The sequence below is a fragment of the Paenibacillus sp. LPE1-1-1.1 genome (genome assembly GCF_040676435.1).
Taxonomy (GTDB): domain Bacteria; phylum Bacillota; class Bacilli; order Paenibacillales; family Paenibacillaceae; genus Pristimantibacillus.
Genome location: NZ_JBEGHY010000012.1, coordinates 337,761 through 355,698 on the forward strand (window position 1 = coordinate 337,761; position 17,938 = coordinate 355,698).

The 17,938-nt window shown below is 52.0% G+C and carries 17 protein-coding genes; 13 read left to right on the plus strand and 4 right to left on the minus strand.

The features are described 5' to 3' along the window. Window positions 1–34 precede the first annotated feature (34 nt). Genes MRBLPE1_RS12185 through MRBLPE1_RS12210 form a run of 6 tightly spaced genes read left to right on the plus strand, consistent with a single transcriptional unit; the run spans window position 35 to window position 8,200 of the window. Complete coding sequence (locus tag MRBLPE1_RS12185) at window positions 35–2,038, plus strand: family 10 glycosylhydrolase (RefSeq protein ID WP_364145603.1); 2,004 nt, start codon at window positions 35–37, stop codon at window positions 2,036–2,038. 37 nt (window positions 2,039–2,075) lie between these two features. Further along, entirely contained in the window at window positions 2,076–4,115 is a 2,040-nt protein-coding gene (locus tag MRBLPE1_RS12190) for an alpha-amylase family protein (RefSeq protein ID WP_364145605.1), read from the plus strand. A 7-nt stretch (window positions 4,116–4,122) separates the two neighbouring features. Beyond that, the gene (locus MRBLPE1_RS12195) at window positions 4,123–5,019 is read left to right on the plus strand and encodes an NAD(P)-dependent oxidoreductase (RefSeq protein ID WP_364145606.1); all 897 of its coding nucleotides are present in this window, start codon (window positions 4,123–4,125) and stop codon (window positions 5,017–5,019) included. 30 nt (window positions 5,020–5,049) lie between these two features. Continuing rightward, window positions 5,050–5,958, plus strand: coding sequence for a sugar phosphate isomerase/epimerase family protein (locus MRBLPE1_RS12200; RefSeq protein WP_364145608.1), 909 nt, complete (start codon window positions 5,050–5,052; stop codon window positions 5,956–5,958). A 21-nt stretch (window positions 5,959–5,979) separates the two neighbouring features. Continuing rightward, window positions 5,980–7,002, plus strand: a complete 1,023-nt coding sequence (locus MRBLPE1_RS12205; protein WP_364145610.1) for a Gfo/Idh/MocA family protein — start codon at window positions 5,980–5,982, stop codon at window positions 7,000–7,002. A 55-nt stretch (window positions 7,003–7,057) separates the two neighbouring features. Beyond that, window positions 7,058–8,200, plus strand: a complete 1,143-nt coding sequence (locus MRBLPE1_RS12210; RefSeq protein WP_364145611.1) for a glycerate kinase — start codon at window positions 7,058–7,060, stop codon at window positions 8,198–8,200. 270 nt (window positions 8,201–8,470) lie between these two features. Here the strand turns inward: MRBLPE1_RS12210 and MRBLPE1_RS12215 are convergent, their stop codons facing one another. Further along, window positions 8,471–8,593 carry a hypothetical protein gene (locus MRBLPE1_RS12215; RefSeq protein WP_364145613.1) on the minus strand — a complete coding sequence of 41 codons (123 nt, stop codon included), beginning with the start codon at window positions 8,591–8,593 and terminating at the stop codon, window positions 8,471–8,473. A gap of 80 nt (window positions 8,594–8,673) precedes the next feature. Between MRBLPE1_RS12215 and MRBLPE1_RS12220 the strand changes: the two genes are divergently transcribed. From MRBLPE1_RS12220 to MRBLPE1_RS12230, 3 genes are all read left to right on the plus strand, one after another. Then, entirely contained in the window at window positions 8,674–9,090 is a 417-nt protein-coding gene (locus tag MRBLPE1_RS12220) for a disulfide oxidoreductase (RefSeq protein WP_364145615.1), read from the plus strand. Window positions 9,091–9,187: 97 nt separating this feature from the next. Beyond that, window positions 9,188–9,652, plus strand: a complete 465-nt coding sequence (locus MRBLPE1_RS12225; protein WP_364145617.1) for an MEKHLA domain-containing protein — start codon at window positions 9,188–9,190, stop codon at window positions 9,650–9,652. 120 nt (window positions 9,653–9,772) lie between these two features. Next, window positions 9,773–10,651 carry a DUF72 domain-containing protein gene (locus tag MRBLPE1_RS12230; RefSeq protein WP_364145618.1) on the plus strand — a complete coding sequence of 293 codons (879 nt, stop codon included), beginning with the start codon at window positions 9,773–9,775 and terminating at the stop codon, window positions 10,649–10,651. Between the two features lie 47 nt (window positions 10,652–10,698). Here the strand turns inward: MRBLPE1_RS12230 and MRBLPE1_RS12235 are convergent, their stop codons facing one another. Beyond that, window positions 10,699–11,067: a DUF4180 domain-containing protein gene (locus tag MRBLPE1_RS12235; protein WP_364145620.1), complete on the minus strand. Its 369-nt coding sequence runs from the start codon at window positions 11,065–11,067 to the stop codon at window positions 10,699–10,701. Between the two features lie 258 nt (window positions 11,068–11,325). Between MRBLPE1_RS12235 and MRBLPE1_RS12240 the strand changes: the two genes are divergently transcribed. Further along, window positions 11,326–11,700, plus strand: a complete 375-nt coding sequence (locus MRBLPE1_RS12240) for a winged helix-turn-helix transcriptional regulator (protein ID WP_364145622.1) — start codon at window positions 11,326–11,328, stop codon at window positions 11,698–11,700. 64 nt (window positions 11,701–11,764) lie between these two features. Here MRBLPE1_RS12240 and MRBLPE1_RS12245 read toward each other — a convergent pair whose 3' ends face one another. Together MRBLPE1_RS12245 and MRBLPE1_RS12250 are read right to left on the minus strand one after the other, a co-directional pair. Then, the gene (locus MRBLPE1_RS12245) at window positions 11,765–12,841 is read right to left on the minus strand and encodes an SDR family oxidoreductase (RefSeq protein WP_364145624.1); all 1,077 of its coding nucleotides are present in this window, start codon (window positions 12,839–12,841) and stop codon (window positions 11,765–11,767) included. 569 nt (window positions 12,842–13,410) lie between these two features. After that, on the minus strand, window positions 13,411–14,478 hold the full coding sequence (locus MRBLPE1_RS12250) for an LLM class flavin-dependent oxidoreductase (RefSeq protein ID WP_364145625.1): 1,068 nt from the start codon (window positions 14,476–14,478) through the stop codon (window positions 13,411–13,413). A 265-nt stretch (window positions 14,479–14,743) separates the two neighbouring features. On the opposite strand from MRBLPE1_RS12250, the gene MRBLPE1_RS12255 reads away from it, so the two are divergent. The 3 genes from MRBLPE1_RS12255 to MRBLPE1_RS12265 are packed head-to-tail and all read left to right on the plus strand — an operon-like array spanning window position 14,744 to window position 17,897. After that, the gene (locus MRBLPE1_RS12255; protein WP_364145626.1) at window positions 14,744–15,532 is read left to right on the plus strand and encodes a DeoR/GlpR family DNA-binding transcription regulator; all 789 of its coding nucleotides are present in this window, start codon (window positions 14,744–14,746) and stop codon (window positions 15,530–15,532) included. Beyond that, entirely contained in the window at window positions 15,529–16,473 is a 945-nt protein-coding gene (gene pfkB, locus MRBLPE1_RS12260) for a 1-phosphofructokinase (protein ID WP_364145628.1), read from the plus strand. Before MRBLPE1_RS12255 ends, pfkB begins: the two co-directional genes overlap by 4 nt. A gap of 38 nt (window positions 16,474–16,511) precedes the next feature. After that, window positions 16,512–17,897: a fructose-specific PTS transporter subunit EIIC gene (locus MRBLPE1_RS12265; protein WP_364145629.1), complete on the plus strand. Its 1,386-nt coding sequence runs from the start codon at window positions 16,512–16,514 to the stop codon at window positions 17,895–17,897. Window positions 17,898–17,938 lie beyond the last annotated feature (41 nt).

Here is a 17,938-nt window from a genome sequence, read left to right on the forward strand (position 1 = left end):
CCGCTTACGAATAATAAACCGAAGGAGCATGACGATGACATGGTGGTCAAGAAATAATCTCCGGCTTGTGCAAAACAATTTGCGTGAAGTCGACGCCGATTTGGACGTAGATTTACTCATCGCGGAGCTTAAAGCTTTTCAAGCAAATGTTCTGATGATGAACGCCGGCGGCATGTTCGCTTTCTACCCTTCCAAACTACAATACCAGTACGTTACCCCTTATTTGACGAAGGACCTGCTCGGGGAGGCGATTGAGAAGGCCCACGCGAACGGCATCCGATTCATTGCAAGATTCGACTTTAGTAAGGCGCATGAATCGATTTTCCTGCAGCAGCCGGATTGGTTCTATCGTAACAAGGAAGGAAGAGAGGTCAACTACAACGGCATCGTGCATACCTGCTTGAACGGATATTATCAGCAGCATTATTCGCTCGAAATACTGGAGGAGGTACTGCGGGATTACGATGTCGACGGCGTGTTTTTCAATATGTTCGGTTATCAGAACTGGGATTACAGCGGCAACTACTACGGTATTTGCCATTGCGCCAGCTGCCGCAGACGGTTCATGGAGATGTACGGCTTGGAGCTTCCAGATAACGAGGATAAAGACTCGGCCGTGTATCAAAAGTACCGTGAGTTCCAGGAGAAGACATCCGTCGCTATATTGGATCAAATACACGGGCTTGTCAAGAGGCTGAAACCGGAGGCGGCGATCTGCACCTATCATCCTAACAAGGTTGATATCGTCAGACATGAGTCGAATACAGCGCTATCTCGCCCGCATCCAAAGTGGCTGTATTCATCAGCCGAGAATGTCATGCCGATTGCGGGCAGTTACAGCGATAAGCTGTCAAGCAATTGCTCCATAAACGCAATCGACCTGACCTATCGCTTCACAGGAGTGTCGGATTATGAAACGGAAATTCGGCTGTATGAAAATATCGCGAACGGCTCGGGGCTCGACTTTTGCATTATCGGAGCGTTTAAGGGGTATCCGGATCAAGCGAATATAGAGAAAGTGAAGCAGGTATTTCGCTTCCATCGGGAGAATGAAGAGCTGTTCGGACAATTCCGTTCCGTCGCGGACATCGTATTGGTGAAGCCGTCGTCGTCCATGAAGCGGAATTCCAGGCAGGAATACCTTGGTGTGTTTAAAATGCTGAAGGAATCGCATCTGCTCTTTGATGTCGTCCATCAAGAAAGGCTGGAGCATATTGTTGCCGATACGGAGGCAAAGGTCGTCATTTTACCAGGAATCGCGGAGCTTGCAGACGATGAGCTGAGAGCGCTGGAGGTACTGCGCGATCGCGGCATCCATATTGCGGCGACCGGAGGCTCTCTGGCGGAGCAGCCAGAGGCGCTGCTGGCGCTGTTCGAGGCGAAGCTGGCCGGCGTAATGCATGATACGACAGCCGGTTATGTGCTCGTCGATAATAAATCGATGTTTCCAAAGCTGCGAAAGCGCGATTGGGTCATCGTAAACGGCGCATTTACTTTAATTAATTATAGCGGTGATACGATAAAGAATTTGCCGCTTATAGCGCCGGCTTCCTTTGGTCCGCCTGAGCGCGCTTACGGACATGAGGTGACCGAAAGCTATGGTCTGGGTATTACAAATCCGTGTTCAGATTGTGGAAAGGGACGAGGAGCCTACCTTGGCTTCAATGCAGGCGAACTGTACTGTCTGCACGGCTTTGCGGATCATAAGGAGCTCGTTACGGGCATACTGGATCATTTGCTTAGCGGTGATAGACGGTTGAGAACAAATGCGCATTCCAGTGTGGAAATCACTTATAATCAACTGCCTGACGGCACGAGTTTACTGCAATTGATTAATTTATCCGGATTTAACGGAGTCACTTACGATGCTCCGATTCCTATGACCGGCATTGAAGTGGAAATTTATGGATCACCTAACATAAGCCTTGTTAAGAGACTTGGCGAGTCAGCCGAAGCAAGTCTGGACATTCGAGGAGAGCAGCGCGTCGTTGTTCGTATCGCTGAGTTGCACGCTTACGGAGCTTATCATTTCATGTAAAATGTTGCTTATTTATTTTGAAACGGAGGTTGGAAGCATGAGTTCTCAAGTATGGTGGCAGCAGCCGCTTCGCATTATTCAACCAAATTTGCAGGTTAAGGATACGGCACTTATCGATCCCGAGCGTTTAGCGAGGCAATTGAAGGAGATGGGAGCCAACACAATCGTATTCAATGTCGGTGGTATATACGGCTGGTATCCGTCGCATGTTCCATTTCACCATGTTAATGAATATTTGCCGCAACATATGGATTTGCTGGATGAGGTTATCCGAGCTTTCCATCATGACAATTTGAAATTCGTCGCGCGCGTCGATTTCAGTAAAGCGGACGATTCGGTTTACCAGATGCGGCCTGAATGGTTCGTCAGAAACAGCGAAGGCGAGCCGGAGATAATCGGCGCGAATCGACCTGGCAATTGGTCGCTGCTGATGTCGACTTGCATTAACGCGGGTTACCGCAACGAGGACGTGGCGGCGCCCGTACTCACTGAGATGCTGAGCCAATACGATATCGACGGAGTTTTCTTCAACAATCCAGGTACAATCCCATGCCAATGCGGGCGTTGCCGCGACAAGTACATGGACTTGTTCGATGTTCCGATGCCTGCGAAATCCGCGGACTTTGACCGCTCATGGGGTTCGATCTGCTTGAAGCATAACATGGAGCTGCTGGGCGGAACGATCAAGTCGATTCGTCCGGATGTGCCGGTCATCAGCTATTACAATCTATTTAACGAACGGCTGGAGGATCGTAAAGCGGCAGCGGATCTGCTGTGCACCGAGCCGCAGAATGTACTGTCCCAAGGCAGTAAAAATATTCCTGAGTTTTGGAAGCCGGCCCTCAGCATTAAGCTCGGCCGTTCCAGATCGGGCGGCGCGGCGCCGCTTGGCATCGTGCATTCCTGCCCCGGCATGGATTGGCGGCACACAGGCCTTCCTCCGGCTGATTACGCGTTTTGGCTGACTCAAATTCCAGCATACGGCGGTCAAATCTGGCACTCGCTTACAGGTATTCCGGATACGATTCGTGATAAAAGGATTATACAAACGGTTACTCGCTTTAACAGCCAAGCGGCAAAAATCGAAAACGAAATGAATGGCGCGGAATCGCTTGCAGGAGCGGCGCTGCTGTGGAGCGCGCGGCCTTCTACGGAGGGCTGGGCGGACGGACTAATCAATCGCCAAATTCCGTTCGACATTATTCCAGAAGAGCAGGCGGAGTTGAACACGCTACGACGTTACCGTGCCCTAATCGTTCCGGAGCATTATCCGGTCGGCGAAGCGGAAGTTGCCCGCTGGCGGACCTATGTGGAAGAGGGCGGGAATCTTATTGTCGAAGGCGCCGTGAATGCAAGCGCAGCCGTACGCGTAGAACTGCATGAGCTGCTTGGCATCGGACCTTCCGTCACGATCAGCGAATCGCTCGTCGCCAGCTACCTTCGGTTTGAAGGCGGCGCAGGCAATCCGCTGCAGAGAGGGTTGGAAGAAACCGAGCTCATTCCGCACCGCGGACGCGTCGCGTATTGCAAGCCGGTGGAAGGAGCCGTTGTGTATGCAACGCTTGTGCCGCCGTTCTCGCCGCTCGAAAGCGTCGGAGCGCCTCCTGAAAGGGCGTCGCTTTCTGTGGAGCACACCGACATTCCGCTGGCGATTCACCATACGAGAGGAAACGGAAGCGTACTCTATATTCCGTTTTCGTTAAGTCAGCTCATTAATGAATTTAAGCTTGGCGAGCATTACCAACTGCTGGACAATGCATTGGATTTCGTTCTTGGCGAGCAGCGGCTGCTGCATGTTACGTCTATAACGGGCTTGCAGGCCACGCTATACCGTAACGAAGAAGGTTTGCTTATTCATTTCGTGAATGGAACAGGCAGAAGGCCGCTTACTTCGACGATTCCTTTGTATCACATCGAAGCAGCCATTCCGCTCACAGCGCTGCAGGGAGAGAGTGTTTCGGCCGTAAAAGGGCTGCTTGAGTGCGGCGATATTCCGTTTCGCATAGAGAGCGGGGAGCTGCGCTTCACCGTTCCAAAGCTCGAAGTGTGGGAAGTTGTCAAAATAGTCGAACAATAAAAATAAAGTGCGAGGAGCGGATAAGAGCATGCTGGATGTGAAAGGGTTGAAAATCGGTTTTATTGGCACCGGCGTAATGGGGAGCAGCATGGCTAAAAATTTGTTGAACGGCGGCTGCGAGGTTCATATCTTTACGAGAACGAAAGCCAAGGCTGAAGAACTGCTTGCGCTTGGCATGATCTGGCATGATACGCCTGGTGATCTGGCTTCATCGTGCGATGTCATCCTCTCGATCGTTGGCTATCCGAAAGACGTGGAGAAGCTTTATTTGGAAGCAGGCGGCATCGTGGATTCCGCGAAGCCGGGCGCGTATTTGCTCGATATGACGACGTCCAGCCCAAAGCTTGCTGAGCGGATTGAGAAAGCAGCTGCTTTAAGAGGTCTGCACGCGCTCGACGCTCCGGTGTCGGGGGGCGACGTGGGAGCGCGCAACGCAGCGTTGTCAATCATGGTCGGCGGCGACTCGGCAGCGTTCCAGTCGGTAGAGCCGCTGCTGCGGTTGCTGGGCAAAAACATCGTGCTTCAGGGCGGACCAGGCGCCGGTCAACATACGAAGATGGTCAACCAAATAGCTATCGCTTCCAATATGGTAGGCGTCTGCGAAGCTTTGGTATACGCGAAACATGCCGGTCTCGATCTGATCAGCGTACTGGCCAGCATCGAGTCCGGTGCGGCGGGCAGTTGGTCATTAAGCAACCTGGCGCCGCGTATTATAGCGGGCAACTTCGAGCCGGGCTTCTTCGTGAAGCATTTTATTAAGGACATGGGGATCGCGCTTGACGCTGCTGAAGAAATGGACATTGAGCTGCCGGGATTGACGCTTGCCAAAGGGCTGTACGAGCGTATCGCGGCCGCGGGTCTTGCCGATAAAGGGACCCATGCGTTATTCCAAGCATGGGATTAGCAAAGAAACATACAGGGAGAGGTGAAAAGGATGATGCATTTACCGATCGGCGCACTTCTAAAGGCGGTATACGCCGAAGAAGTGATTCCGCATTATTTGGCTCATGGCTTCGAAAGCTTCGGTCTTACGCACTGGCAGACGACAGGGGCAATCGATCTGGCCGAGCAGGCGAAGCGTGTCAGCGCGCTGCTGGAGGGAAGCAACGCTTCAATATCCAGCTTGACTGTGTTCGGAAATCCGTTAACGGGTAAAGGAGATAACGAGGACACTTTGAAGAGCTGGGAGCGGTTAATCGATCACGCCCATCTGTTCGGCACGGATTTGGTTACAGGCTTTACCGGCAGGCTGACGGATGAACCGATCACCGCGTCGCTGCCTAAGTATAAGGAGGTATTCGGCGAGCTGTCCAAGCGTGCCGAAGCTAGAGGCGTTAGACTTGCCTTCGAAAACTGCGATATGAACGGGACATGGGATAAAGGGGACTGGAACATCGCGCATAATTCGATAGCTTGGGAAATGATGTTCGACGCGCTGCCAAATGACAATATCGGCCTGCAATGGGAGCCTTGTCATCAGATGGTTAGCTTAATCGATCCGATTCCGCAGCTACGCAAATGGGCGACGAAAATTTTTCATGTCCATGGCAAGGATGCGACGATCGCCTGGGATGTGGTGCGGGAGCACGGCATTCACGGTCCGCAACCATTCGTCTGGCATCGGACTCCGGGGTTCGGGGATACGAATTGGGCCGACGTTATTACGATTTTGATGCAACACGGGTATCAAGGCAGCATCGACATTGAAGGGCGGCATGATCCGGTGTACCGCGACGAACTAGAGATGAGCGGGCAGGTCTATGCGCTGCAATATTTGAAGCGATGCCGCGGCGGAGAGTATGTGTCGAATCCCCGTATACGCTACGGAAACGGGAAGCTATAGCGCGAAGGGGGGCTGCGAGGAATGGATACCATTAAGCTAGTGCTGGCTGGTTGCGGACAAATGGGCGGGAGATGGCTGGATTATGCGCTCCAGCGAAAGGACGCAGAGCCGGTCGCACTTGTCGACGTTGCGCCGGCAAGCGCTGCGGCTATGAATGATCGATTTGGCTTGAAGCTTCCGGTCTACTCTACGGTAGAGGAGGCCATTCGGGAGACGAGAGCCGTGTTGCTGCTTGATACCACGATTCCGGATGCCCATGCCAGTAATGCGTGCGTCGCAATGGAGATGGGCGCCGGCGTCATGATGGAGAAACCGATGGCTACGACAATGGTGGATGCGCAGCGATTGATTGACATTTCGAAGCGTACAGGCGCGTTTTGCGCTGTGATGCAGAACCGGCGGTTTACGAAGGAAATCCGTTCGCTTAAGGCGATGCTAGATGAAGGAATAATCGGCAAGCCGGGTTATGTTGCAGCCGACTTCTTCCTCGGTCCGCGCTTCGGCGGCTTTCGGGAAACGATGGAGCATCCGCTTATTCTTGATATGGCTATTCATACATTCGATGCGGCTAGATATTTGATTGACGCGAGACCAACTGCCGTTTATTGTCATGAATTCAATCCGGAGGGTTCCTGGTATCGGGGTGCATCGTCCGCAGCATGCTTTTTCGAATTCGAGAACGGAGCCGCTTTCTCATATAACGGGAGTTGGAGCGCGCAAGGGTTTCCCACCTCGTGGGAGGGTTCTTGGCGGCTCAGCGGTTCCAAAGGAACAGCTATCTGGGACGGCGACAACATGCCGCATTTTCAAACGGCGAATGAAGGAGCCGGAGGCGGCCTTGCAAGTATAAACGGTGATCTCCGCTGGAGTGGGGCTGAGCGGCGCGATGCTTGCCTAGACGAAATGTTCGATTCCTATCGTAACGGCACAAGATCGGAGACGGATATTCATGACAATATTCACAGCGTTGCGATGATGCTGGGCGCCATCGAAAGCTCAAGGCGCGGGGCAAGGGTAAAGCTGTCAGAACTTTACTCGATGTAGCCAGTATTTAAGGCAACCTTAGACAGGGATTTATGCGTAAAGGAGATTATACCGTATGAAGGTTGTGCTGGCATTCGATTCATTTAAAGGCAGTCTTAGCTCGGCCAAGGCGGGCGCCGCGGCCGCTAGGGCGATCGGCTCCGTCTTCGAGGATGCAATATGTGACGTTATCCCGCTGGCAGACGGCGGTGAAGGAACGGTCGTCGCTGCGGTGGATGCAGCTTCCGGAACCTACGAGACGCTGCAAGTTACCGGGCCTTTAGGAGAACCGGCTTCGGCAGTAATCGGCTTGATTCGGGAGAGGCAGTCAGCCGAACTGACTGCGGTGCTGGAGGTCGCATCGATATGCGGAATTACGATGGTGCCGGCCGGCCGGCTTGATCCGATTGGTGCCAGCACGCGCGGCGTCGGCGAAGCGATCATGCAACTGCTTGACTGCGGCATCCGCCGGTTCGTCGTTGGTCTCGGCGGCAGCGCGACGAACGACGGGGGCATGGGCATGCTGGCCGCGCTTGGCGCTGTTTTTCGTGATAGCGAAGGCCGAAGCTTGTCCGGTTGCGGCGGCGAATTGCAACGAGCGGTCTCAGTCCGGCTGAGCAGTCTCGATCCTCGGTTGGCGGACAGCGCCATCACGGTTGCGACGGATGTAGGCAATCCGCTTTGCGGGCTTGACGGAGCTACGATGATATACGGCAAGCAGAAAGGCGCAAGTCCCGAACAACAGGCCATGCTCGACAAGGGAATGGGCAGTTACGCTGCGCTTATCGAAGCGGCTGCCGGTGCCTCATGGCAATCGAAGCCGGGTGCGGGAGCAGCCGGAGGACTTGGTTTCGCCATGCTGGCGATCGGCGGAGTACTGGAATCCGGCGCGGACTGGCTGATGAGTGTCGCAGAGCTTCGGGAGCGGGTTCGCGGCGCCGATTGGGTCTTGACGGGCGAGGGGCGAAGCGACAGCCAGACGCTATACGGCAAGCTGCCGATTCATGTAGCGGCTGTAACCGAAGAAGCGGGTTCGCGCTGTATTCTCCTGTCTGGAAGCTTGGGAGAGCAGATGGAAGAGCTGGAGAAGAGGTTTCACGGCTGCTTCTCGATCGTGAAAGAGCCTGCCTCTTTGGAGGCGTGCATAAATCAAGCAGAAGCGCTGTTGGAGCTGGCAGTTCGCCAATTGTTTCGGCTGCTGAGAGGGGGGGAGCGCTAAGAAAACGATTTAACTCAGCGCGCCACCCGATTTATTGAAATCGGAAATAGTTGTTCGCTGTAAGCGCATATGTGCGCTTATAGAGAGAGGTAGAGCTTCCGCCGACGCTGAAAGGCCGCTGTAAGCACAAGGGTGTGCTTACAGGCAGTAAATCGTGGTTAGTTGTTCGCTGTAAGCGCATATGTGCGCTTACAGAGAGAGGTGGAGCTTCCGCCGACGCCGAAAGGCCGCTGTAAGTACATTGGTGTGCTTACAGGCAGTAAATCATGGTTACTTGGTCGCTGTAAGCACATATGTGCGCTTACAGAGAGAGGTGGAGCTTCCGCCGACGCCGAAAGTCGTACCCGTACTTGGATGGATGATAAAGGAAATGCAATAGCTCTTTCGGGTCATGCCTTCCTCCTTCCTTTGAGCCAAAATAAACATAAGCATGAATGCTCGAGGAAGGCGGGGAGTACATTCTGGATGATCAATTGAATAAGAAAAAATCGAATGGGCTGTTTCTTGCTTGGGCAGCGGCTGTCCTAGCGACGGCGGGAAGCTTGTATTTGAGCGAGGTGATGCATTTTGCGCCATGCAGCCTTTGTTGGTTTCAGCGCATTTTCATGTATCCGCTGGCGATTCTGCTTGGCATAGCGTATGCGAAGGGGGATACGGGCATCGTTTCCTATGCTCTTCCGCTTGTGGTAATAGGAGGAGGCTTCTCACTCTATCATTCGGTATTGCAAAAGCTGCCGCATGACTCGCCGCTTGCAGCCTGCGGCCCGGTCTCCTGCCAGGGCGATTATTTAAATTGGTTTGGTTTTATAACGATTCCGATGCTGGCGCTTGCTGCTTTTTTGATTATCCTGACGGCGCTGCTTCGCTTGCGGAAGCTAAACCAAGCCTAATGGAGCTATAAGCATAAGCTGGGTCAACAAGAAGTAGACATGCGCTGCTCCCCGTGTTATATAAATGGAAGCGAACAAAACGGGGAGGAACATCAGGATGCAAATACCGCTGACCGGCGTTGGAGCAACGGAGGAGCATGCCAAGCTGCTGGTGGATAGCTTCAAGAAATGGACAGGCAAGGAGCTTCTGGCGCTTGTGCCGGGCGAGAGTCTGAGAGATCAGCTATTTCAAGCGCCGATCGTCATTTTGTCACATGGAACGCAGACCGATCCTGTACTGAATTATGGCAATCGGCGCGGACTTGAGCTTTGGGAAATGGATGGGGAGACGTTCACGAGTACGCCATCGAGACTTACGGCAGAGCCTATGGAACGGCAGGAGCGGGACCGTTTTTTTGAAGCGGTAACGGCAAACGGCTATGTAGACAATTACACGGGCATCCGTATTTCAAGTACGGGACGAAGGTTCTATATCCTGAAAGCGACGGTTTGGAATTTGGTCGATGATGACGGTGCGTACAATGGACAAGCGGCTGCCTTTTCGGAGTATCGGTATCTATAAGCGGCAGCCTATGAACGAAACGAAAAACAGTTCTCTAGTAGATCCATCTACAAGGGGGCTGTTTTTTTCCTGCATAAAAGTTAGGTATAATAGTTAAAAAGCGGAAATGGGGGGAAGGACATGCCGATACATATTGGATTAGCCGGCTGGGGCGATCATGATCAGCTGTATGTCTCCGTTGCCAAAGCCGGCAGTAAACTGCGGCAATATGCGAAGCATTTTCCTCTCGTGGAGGTAGACAGCACTTTTTATGCGATCCAGTCTAAGGAGCGGTTTGCAAAATGGCTTGAGGATACGCCCGAAAATTTGCATTTTCTCGTGAAGGCTTATCAGGGCATGACGGGGCATCAGCGGGGTCCAACCATACCGGCGACTGAAACGAACGAGATGTTCGCGGCGTTTCGGGAAATGCTGGAACCGGTGATAGCGGCAGGCCGATTGACGGCAGCGCTGTTCCAATATCCGCCTTGGTTCGATTGCACGCAGGCAAACGTACGCATTCTTAGGGAAACGAAGGCGCGGATGAGCGGAATTCCTTGCGCGCTCGAATTTCGCCATCAAAGCTGGTTTACCGAAGAGTATAGGGAGAAAACACTGGCATTCATGGAGCGGGAGCAATGGATGCATAGCGTGTGCGACGAGCCGCAGGCGGGAATCGGCTCGATTCCGACGGTGCTGAAGGCAACGGATAACGAGGCCACTGTCGTTAGGTTCCACGGCCGAAACGTTTCCGGCTGGAATCAGGCCAGCGCTCCGAATTGGCGGGAGGTCCGTTATTTATACCGTTACAGCGAGGCCGAGCTGCAGGACTGGGTTGATAAGCTGAGGCTGCTGGAGCAGCAGAGCAAGCATATACATGTTATTTTTAACAACAACTCCGGCGGAGACGCGGCAGGTAACGCCAAGCGGCTGATGGAGCTGCTGGGATTGACGCGTCCGGATGGCGGGAGCCCGAATGAACCGCCTGCTCCGGTAGTGGAGCAGCTGGATTTATTTTGAGCCTATTTCAAAAGTTGAAGAAAATATAGACCACATCGCTGATGCGGTCACGGGGCATGGTGGAGGGCTTGCAGCGCGGACGGCAAATCTTTCAGAAAAAATACCTGATTGCCTTTGTTGCACTCGAAAATAAAATCCTTTAGGCTTTCGCTGTCATAGACGTCGAAGTCTCCAATAACGGCGAGCTTAACCCGATAGTTCGTATACTTTTGCAAAATGTCACCGGCAAGCCGCGTTTTTAACTCGAAGAAATCCTCGGTGATGTTCGACTTGTTTATTGCAATTTTGTAGCAATCCTCATGGTATCTAACGGAAGCCATCAAGTCGAGCGCTCCTTGTACATCATGGATGACGATCTCATCGCTTTCTATAATAGCTACTTTAGATTCAGCCAGCTGGTCAACAATTATTTTCATTATTATCTCCGCCTTTCGCAGTTAGCTATATTAAATGCAAGCAGCACTATATAAATAGTATAGTTCAAAATCGAGACATTGTAATCGTAACTAGGTTATTCGTTTTAGCCGGAAAGGGTTGATTGCGATTGCAGCATTTTCGATAACGCTGATGAAAACAATAAAACAACGGCTACCTTGAACGATTACAGGATAGGCGATACTTGCGCCCACAGGCTTAAGGCGATATCGTAGAGGGCAGGGAGGCGATGTGAACCTATGCTGGAACCGGGGAAAACGTACAATACGGCAGTGGAGGTAACGCTCGAGGTCATCGGTGGAAAGTGGAAGCAGGTCATACTTTTCCATCTGACGTTCGGCAAGAAACGCAACGGCGAGCTGAAGAGCCTGTTACCTTCGGTAACGCAAAAAGTGCTTACCCAGCAGCTGAAGGAATTGGTAGACGATGGCATAATTGCCCGGATTTCATACAATCAAGTGCCGCCCAAGGTCGAGTATGAACTGACGGAGTACGGCTGGAGCCTAAAAGAGATTCTTCATCTCATGTGCAGATGGGGAGATCGGCATGCCGAGCGCGCTTACGGCGATAAGATCAAGATTTTGGCCGGAGCGCCTCGAATGGACGAAAATTAATTCGTTAAAAATAGAAACCGGTCGCTGGATGCCAGAGACCGGTTTTGTTGTAAGAAGCCATAGGTCAAGGGATGACCTTACGCTGCCGCAAATCCTCAAAGATATTCAGAAACATCGCTTCTGTATCCATGAATTCATGAAAGCCGAAACGGCGAGCCTTCGTGCCGTCCGCAAAAAAATCATAGTCCCAAGAAAATACAAAGTCCCCAAACCGCCAGGAGGAAACATCCTTATAGGCGTTATCCACTAAACCATGCTTCTTCACCATGGCTTTCCATAGCTCCTCTTTATCAGCCATAACCACATCCAGAGACATCTGCAGCGGAGGCGCTGTCTCAAGGCCAAAGCTTGCAGCAATCTTAGGCCAAAGCTCATTCCATCGGAACAGGTCGCCATTCGTGATGTTGAACGCTTGGTTTGCGCAGCGGTCATCCGTGGCCGCCCAGACGGTGGCTTTTGCCAGCAAGCCTGCATCGGTCATCTCAAGCAAGCTGTTATAGGCACCTGGTTTTCCGGGGAAACGAAGCGGCAGCCCAAGCTCCTTCGAAATGGATGCATAAATGGCAATGACCATCGCTAGGTTCATGGGATTGCCCAATGCGAACCCGCATACGACGGAAGGGCGGAGCGCAGACCAGGTCCAGTCGCTTCCCGGCTGCCGCCGTTCAAGGAACTGCTGTTGGTCGACATTAAACTCCGGCGGCATATGATAGGCGTCTGTTTCACGGGCGGGTGTCTTGAAGGGACCTAAGTGTGCGCCGTATACTTTGTAGCCCTGCATGAGGCTGATATGCCGAAGGTCCGAAGCGACCGGCTCGATTGCATTGACGACGTTGACGAGCATGGAGAGGTTTGGGGGAACCAGCTCGGCCCAAGTAGGACGGTCTTGATAGGCAGCATAAAAGATATGGGTGACTTCCGTTAAACGGCCGAGCTTCTCGCGCGTATCACTTTCATTTAGCAGATCGACAGCTTCATATCGAGTTCGGCCTTTGTTGCTTGAGTCCCCGCCACGCCGCGATACGCCAATGATATCCCAATCGGGAAGCTGCTCGAGATACTCGATTAAATTCCTGCCAATAACTCCGTTGGCTCCAATGACAAGCGCCGTTTTGCGCGGCAGCGTTTCTTGTGCTTTCATAAGTTTTTCTCTCCTCATCCGTTATGGTCTCAACCTCATTGTGAATGTTGCGGCGAGGAATAAAAAGTACGCACTTTAGAGTGATATAGTTACTTGAAAGTAATATAAGGCTTGAAATTACGGAGGAATGAACGCAACTAAATGCATGTTTAGCCGTCTTTAGAGTATGTTGTTTTTTTAAAAGGAGTGGGGATTGTATAATGAAAACCAGGCTGCTGGAAGTTTTGATCAGTATCGTGCTTGGCTTTTTTACAGGAGTGTTTCTGAGCGGGTCGGGGATAAATATTGAAGAATGCGGAATTCAGATTTTGCTGGGATGCATTTTCTGGATTAACGTCTTTTCTTATCTAAGACAAAAATAATCAAAGTTTAGTGGATGTATAAATATAGCGCCGTATTATCCTGTTAGTACATGTGACACGAAAGTAAGCTTTATGTTGCTGTTACGCGCATAGGAGGGGGAGGTTTATCCCCATCCAAAAGAAGAGCGTAAAAAAAGAAGTGTGCAGGCCGCCAATCGGCCCGTACACTTCTTTTTTTTTGGAGAAGCTAATCCGGTGCAGTCTTACTTAAGACTCGCTTCGCGCAAGCTCTTTGCGTACGATAGGCGCCACCTTTGTGCCGAGAAGCTCAATCGCATGCAGAACCTCGCGATGCGGCATCGTTCCTACATTGACATGCAGGAAGAAACGGGTAACTCCTAAATTTTTGCGCAGTAGGAGAATCTTTTCGGCGACGTATTCCGGATCGCCGACGTAGAGTGCCCCGCGAAGACTGCGCGCGGCATCGTAAGCTTCGCGGTTGTAATTTTGCCGCCAGCCGCGTTCACGGCCGATAACATTCATTTGGGCCTGCGTCGGTAGGAAAAACGAATCGGCTGCCTGCCCGGTCGTGTCGCCCACAAATCCATGCGAATGCGTCGCAATGGACAGCTTGCTCGGATCATGCCCAGCCTTTGCCGCGGCTTGTTTATAGAGTGCGACAAGCGGTGCAAAGCTCTCTGGCATTCCGCCAATAATGGCAAAAGCGATAGGAAGGCCCAGCGTGCCTGCCCGGACAGCCGACTCCGGATTTCCGCCGCTTGCAATCCATACAGGGAGCGGGCTCTGAACGGACCTTGGATAGACAGCGAGATTATCGATCGCAGGACGATGGCCGCCTCGCCAAGTTACCTTCTCCGAGTCTCGAATGGCAAGGAGCAGTTCCAGCTTTTCTTCGAACAATTCTTCATAATCATCCAGGCTGTAACCGAAAAGCGGAAAGGATTCGATAAACGATCCTCGTCCCGCCATAATTTCAGCCCGCCCATTCGAAATGCCGTCCAGGGTTGAGAAGGCTTGGTAGACGCGAACGGGGTCGTCAGAGGACAGAACCGTTACCGCGCTCGTAAGCCGAATACGCTTAGTCATGGCTGCCGCTGCCGCTAATACAACTGCCGGCGAGGTACCTGCATAATCTGCGCGATGATGCTCGCCAATCCCATATACATCGAGTCCGACCTGATCGGCCAAAACGATTTCTTCTACCGCGTTGCGCAGACGCTCGGCATGGCTGATGACTGCACCTGTTACCGGGTCCGGCGTCGTCTCCAAAAATGTACTGATTCCTATTTCCATGTTAGCTGCCAAATCGGCCATTTAAATACTCCCCCTTCATTAACTTATATTTTACTCAATTTATTATGGTTTCTCAAATTTAGTAAGTTATCTCATGCTCGAATCAGTCATGCATCGGTCATCATGATACACATACCACGCATAACGATCATAAAAAATCACGAAGAAAGCGCTTTACAATATCTAAATAGTCATATACAATTACAAACGAGAGTAAATGAGCAAATGAACAAACAATCTGATCACTCATTGCAAATAGATAATTTGAGCAAGGAGGCAAAACTGTATGTTGTTTGAAGAAGAACGCAAGCGGCAAATAGCGGATTACGTTCGTCAACACGGCCGTGCTTCCGTTCAGGAGCTGTCGAATCATTTTCAAGTATCGGAATCGACCGTTAGGCGGGATTTGAGCGATTTGGAGGAGCAGGAGCTGCTGCGCCGTACACATGGCGGAGCGGTAGCGGCTATGCAAAGTAACAGTAGCGAGCCTTCTTTCGTGGAGAAAGAGGATCGCTTTCAGCAGCAAAAGCTCGATATTGCAAAGGCGGCACTGTCGCTCATTCGCGAAGGCGATACCATCATGCTGGACTCGGGCACTACGACGTATCATTTAGCGAAGCTGCTAAAGAACTTCCAACGATTGACCGTGGTGACCAACTCGGTCATGGTCGCACAGGAGCTGGCGAATGAGAAGAGCATTGAGCTTCTGCTGACGGGAGGCATGCTTCGTCCGGAGACGCAGGCCATGGTTGGTCCATTCGCGGAGCGGGCTATCGCATCGGTACATGTCGATAAGCTGTTTCTTGCAACGAACGGGTTTGATGCCGAGAACGGATTGTCTACGCCGAATCTTATTGAAGCCGCAACAAAGAATCGAATGATTAAATCGGCTGATGAGGTTATTTTGTTAGCGGACCACAGCAAATTCGGAAAAGTTTCCTTTTCCCGGTTTGGGGAAATCGAGGATGTCACGACATTAATTACGGATTCGTTAGCTTCGCCGACTGTTTTGCAGTCATTTGAAGAAAAAGGAATCGTTATTGTCTTGGCTGGTAACGGAGGTGCTGTACAATGAAGCCGGCTGCTTCAGTCATCACCGTTACGCTGAACCCGGCATTGGATAAGACCGTCACCGTAGAACAGTTTGAGTACGGAGGGTTAAACCGGATCAAAGAGATGCGAACCGATGCAGGGGGAAAAGGAATTAATGTTGCAAAGGTATTGAAACTATTCGGTATCGAAGTCAATGCGCTGGGGTTCACGGCAGGCTATCAAGGGCAGGTCATTCGCGACCAGCTGGAGAAGCTGGGCGTCCATTCCGCCATGATCGAGGCTGAAGGAGAGACGCGGATTAATCTGAAAATGGTCGATGAATCGACGAAACAGACGACCGAGCTCAACGAGCAGGGCTTCGCGGTTGACGCTCCGCTGCTGGAGCAGTTCCGGGAATTATTTAAAACCAAGGCAGCAGAAGCGTCTATTATCGTTCTGGGCGGCAGTCTACCTCCCGGTACGCCGCCCGATTATTATCAAACGTTAATCGAGATTGCGCGGGAGCTGGGAATAAAAACAATACTTGATGCAGACGGAGAGGCGCTTGCACGCGGTGTCGAAGCATCCCCGTTCGCTATAAAGCCAAATATTCATGAACTTGAAGCGCTGCTTGGCGAGAAACTCGGCACCATGGAGGAAGTAATCAGAGGGGCAAAAACTTTGATTGACCGAGGCATTGAATATGTTCTTGTCTCTATGGGAGCAGAGGGTTCTCTTCTCGTCAACCGGACGGAAGCGGTGAGAGCAAGCCCGTTCCCAATCGTTCCGGTAAGCACGGTAGGGGCAGGAGATTCCATGGTTGCCGCAATGGTATACAGCTTCCTTGAAGGCAAATCAATCGAAGAAACAGCGAGATGGACATCCGCGGCGGGCACGATTACGGCTTCCAAGCCAGGCACGCAGGTGTGTACTCTGCAAGAGGTCATGCATTCGGTTCAAAGGGTTGCGCTCACATCTTATTAAAAAAAACATATGCCCATTCCAAGGAGGATTATTGAGCTATGAAAAAAATACTTGCTGTCACGGCTTGCCCGACCGGTGTCGCTCATACGTATATGGCCGCCGAGTCTTTGATTAAAGCGGCCAAGGAAAAAAACATTCCGCTTAAAGTGGAAACCAGAGGCGCCGTTGGCGTCGAGAATGAGTTTACCGAGCAGGAAATTGCGGAAGCGCATGCGATTATCGTCGCTGCCGATACGGATGTGCTGGAATCTAGGTTTGCAGGAAAGCCGGTCGTAAAAGTGGCTGTCGCCCAAGCGATCAAAAACCCGGCAGGGTTGCTGGAAGAAGCATTAGCCAAACAAGCGTCCGCTCCGGGCGGCTATGCGAACCAGGTAGAGCAGTCGAAGTCCGAGCGCAGCTCAGCACGAAGCGGGCCTTATAAGCATCTAATGACCGGCGTATCGCACATGCTTCCCCTTGTTGTAGCCGGCGGCCTGCTTATTGCCTTATCGTTTATATTCGGCATCGAAGCATTCAAGGTAGAAGGCACATTCGCAGCTGCGCTAATGAACATTGGGGGCGGGTCGGCGTTTGCCCTAATGGTTCCCGTTCTTGCAGGCTTTATCTCCTTCTCTATTGCGGAGAAGCCAGGTCTCGCACCGGGGCTCATCGGAGGCATGCTGGCATCGACCATCGGGGCTGGTTTTCTCGGCGGTATCCTTGCGGGTTTCTTGGCAGGCTACACATCGCTTTTCCTGAAGAAAAACATTAAGCTTCCGCGCAACCTGGAAGGTTTGAAGCCGATCCTGCTCATTCCGCTTCTTGCGTCGGGCTTCACTGGCCTTATGATGATTTATGTAATCGGCGAACCGGTTAAAGCGATTATGGATGGTCTTACGGCTTGGCTTACCGGGCTTGGAACGACGAATGCCGTACTGCTTGGCCTATTGCTCGGCGCGATGATGGCGTTCGATATGGGCGGTCCGGTTAACAAAGCCGCTTATACGTTTGCGGTAGGTTTGCTTGCAAGCGATGTCTTCGGTCCGATGGCAGCGGTTATGGCAGCAGGCATGACGCCTCCGCTTGGTCTCTGGCTTGCAACGCTGCTTGCCAAAAATAAATTTACAAAAGAAGAAAAGGATGCAGGCAAGGCGGCGTCCGTACTCGGTATTTCGTTCATCACGGAAGGAGCGATTCCATTCGCTGCCGGCGATCCGTTCCGCGTCATTCCTTCTATTGTGGTAGGCTCGGCAGTTACTGGCGCTTTGTCGATGGCTTTCGGCGCAACGCTGCGCGCACCGCATGGCGGCATCTTCGTTCTCCCGATTCCGAATGCGGTTAGCCATCTGGCGCTGTATGCGCTCGCGATCATCATCGGGACGGTTGTGACAGCGGTCATGCTGAGCATACTTAAAAAGCCGGTTGAGCAGCGCACGCAAGCATAAAAGGGGAAAACAAACGGATAGGGGGGAATCCTCCCCCTATT

What these genes read in the sequence shown, in the direction of transcription:
- MRBLPE1_RS12185 (WP_364145603.1), top strand. Translation starts at nt 35, where the DNA reads ATGACATGGTGGTCAAGAAATAATCTCCGGCTTGTGCAAAACAATTTG.
- MRBLPE1_RS12190 (WP_364145605.1), top strand. Translation starts at nt 2,076, where the DNA reads ATGAGTTCTCAAGTATGGTGGCAGCAGCCGCTTCGCATTATTCAACCA.
- MRBLPE1_RS12200 (WP_364145608.1), top strand. Translation starts at nt 5,050, where the DNA reads ATGATGCATTTACCGATCGGCGCACTTCTAAAGGCGGTATACGCCGAA.
- MRBLPE1_RS12205 (WP_364145610.1), top strand. Translation starts at nt 5,980, where the DNA reads ATGGATACCATTAAGCTAGTGCTGGCTGGTTGCGGACAAATGGGCGGG.
- MRBLPE1_RS12210 (WP_364145611.1), top strand. Translation starts at nt 7,058, where the DNA reads ATGAAGGTTGTGCTGGCATTCGATTCATTTAAAGGCAGTCTTAGCTCG.
- MRBLPE1_RS12215 (WP_364145613.1), bottom strand. Translation starts at nt 8,593, where the DNA reads ATGACCCGAAAGAGCTATTGCATTTCCTTTATCATCCATCCAAGTACG.
- MRBLPE1_RS12225 (WP_364145617.1), top strand. Translation starts at nt 9,188, where the DNA reads ATGCAAATACCGCTGACCGGCGTTGGAGCAACGGAGGAGCATGCCAAG.
- MRBLPE1_RS12230 (WP_364145618.1), top strand. Translation starts at nt 9,773, where the DNA reads ATGCCGATACATATTGGATTAGCCGGCTGGGGCGATCATGATCAGCTG.
- MRBLPE1_RS12235 (WP_364145620.1), bottom strand. Translation starts at nt 11,067, where the DNA reads ATGAAAATAATTGTTGACCAGCTGGCTGAATCTAAAGTAGCTATTATA.
- MRBLPE1_RS12240 (WP_364145622.1), top strand. Translation starts at nt 11,326, where the DNA reads ATGCTGGAACCGGGGAAAACGTACAATACGGCAGTGGAGGTAACGCTC.
- MRBLPE1_RS12245 (WP_364145624.1), bottom strand. Translation starts at nt 12,841, where the DNA reads ATGAAAGCACAAGAAACGCTGCCGCGCAAAACGGCGCTTGTCATTGGA.
- MRBLPE1_RS12250 (WP_364145625.1), bottom strand. Translation starts at nt 14,478, where the DNA reads ATGGCCGATTTGGCAGCTAACATGGAAATAGGAATCAGTACATTTTTG.
- MRBLPE1_RS12255 (WP_364145626.1), top strand. Translation starts at nt 14,744, where the DNA reads ATGTTGTTTGAAGAAGAACGCAAGCGGCAAATAGCGGATTACGTTCGT.
- pfkB (WP_364145628.1), top strand. Translation starts at nt 15,529, where the DNA reads ATGAAGCCGGCTGCTTCAGTCATCACCGTTACGCTGAACCCGGCATTG.
- MRBLPE1_RS12265 (WP_364145629.1), top strand. Translation starts at nt 16,512, where the DNA reads ATGAAAAAAATACTTGCTGTCACGGCTTGCCCGACCGGTGTCGCTCAT.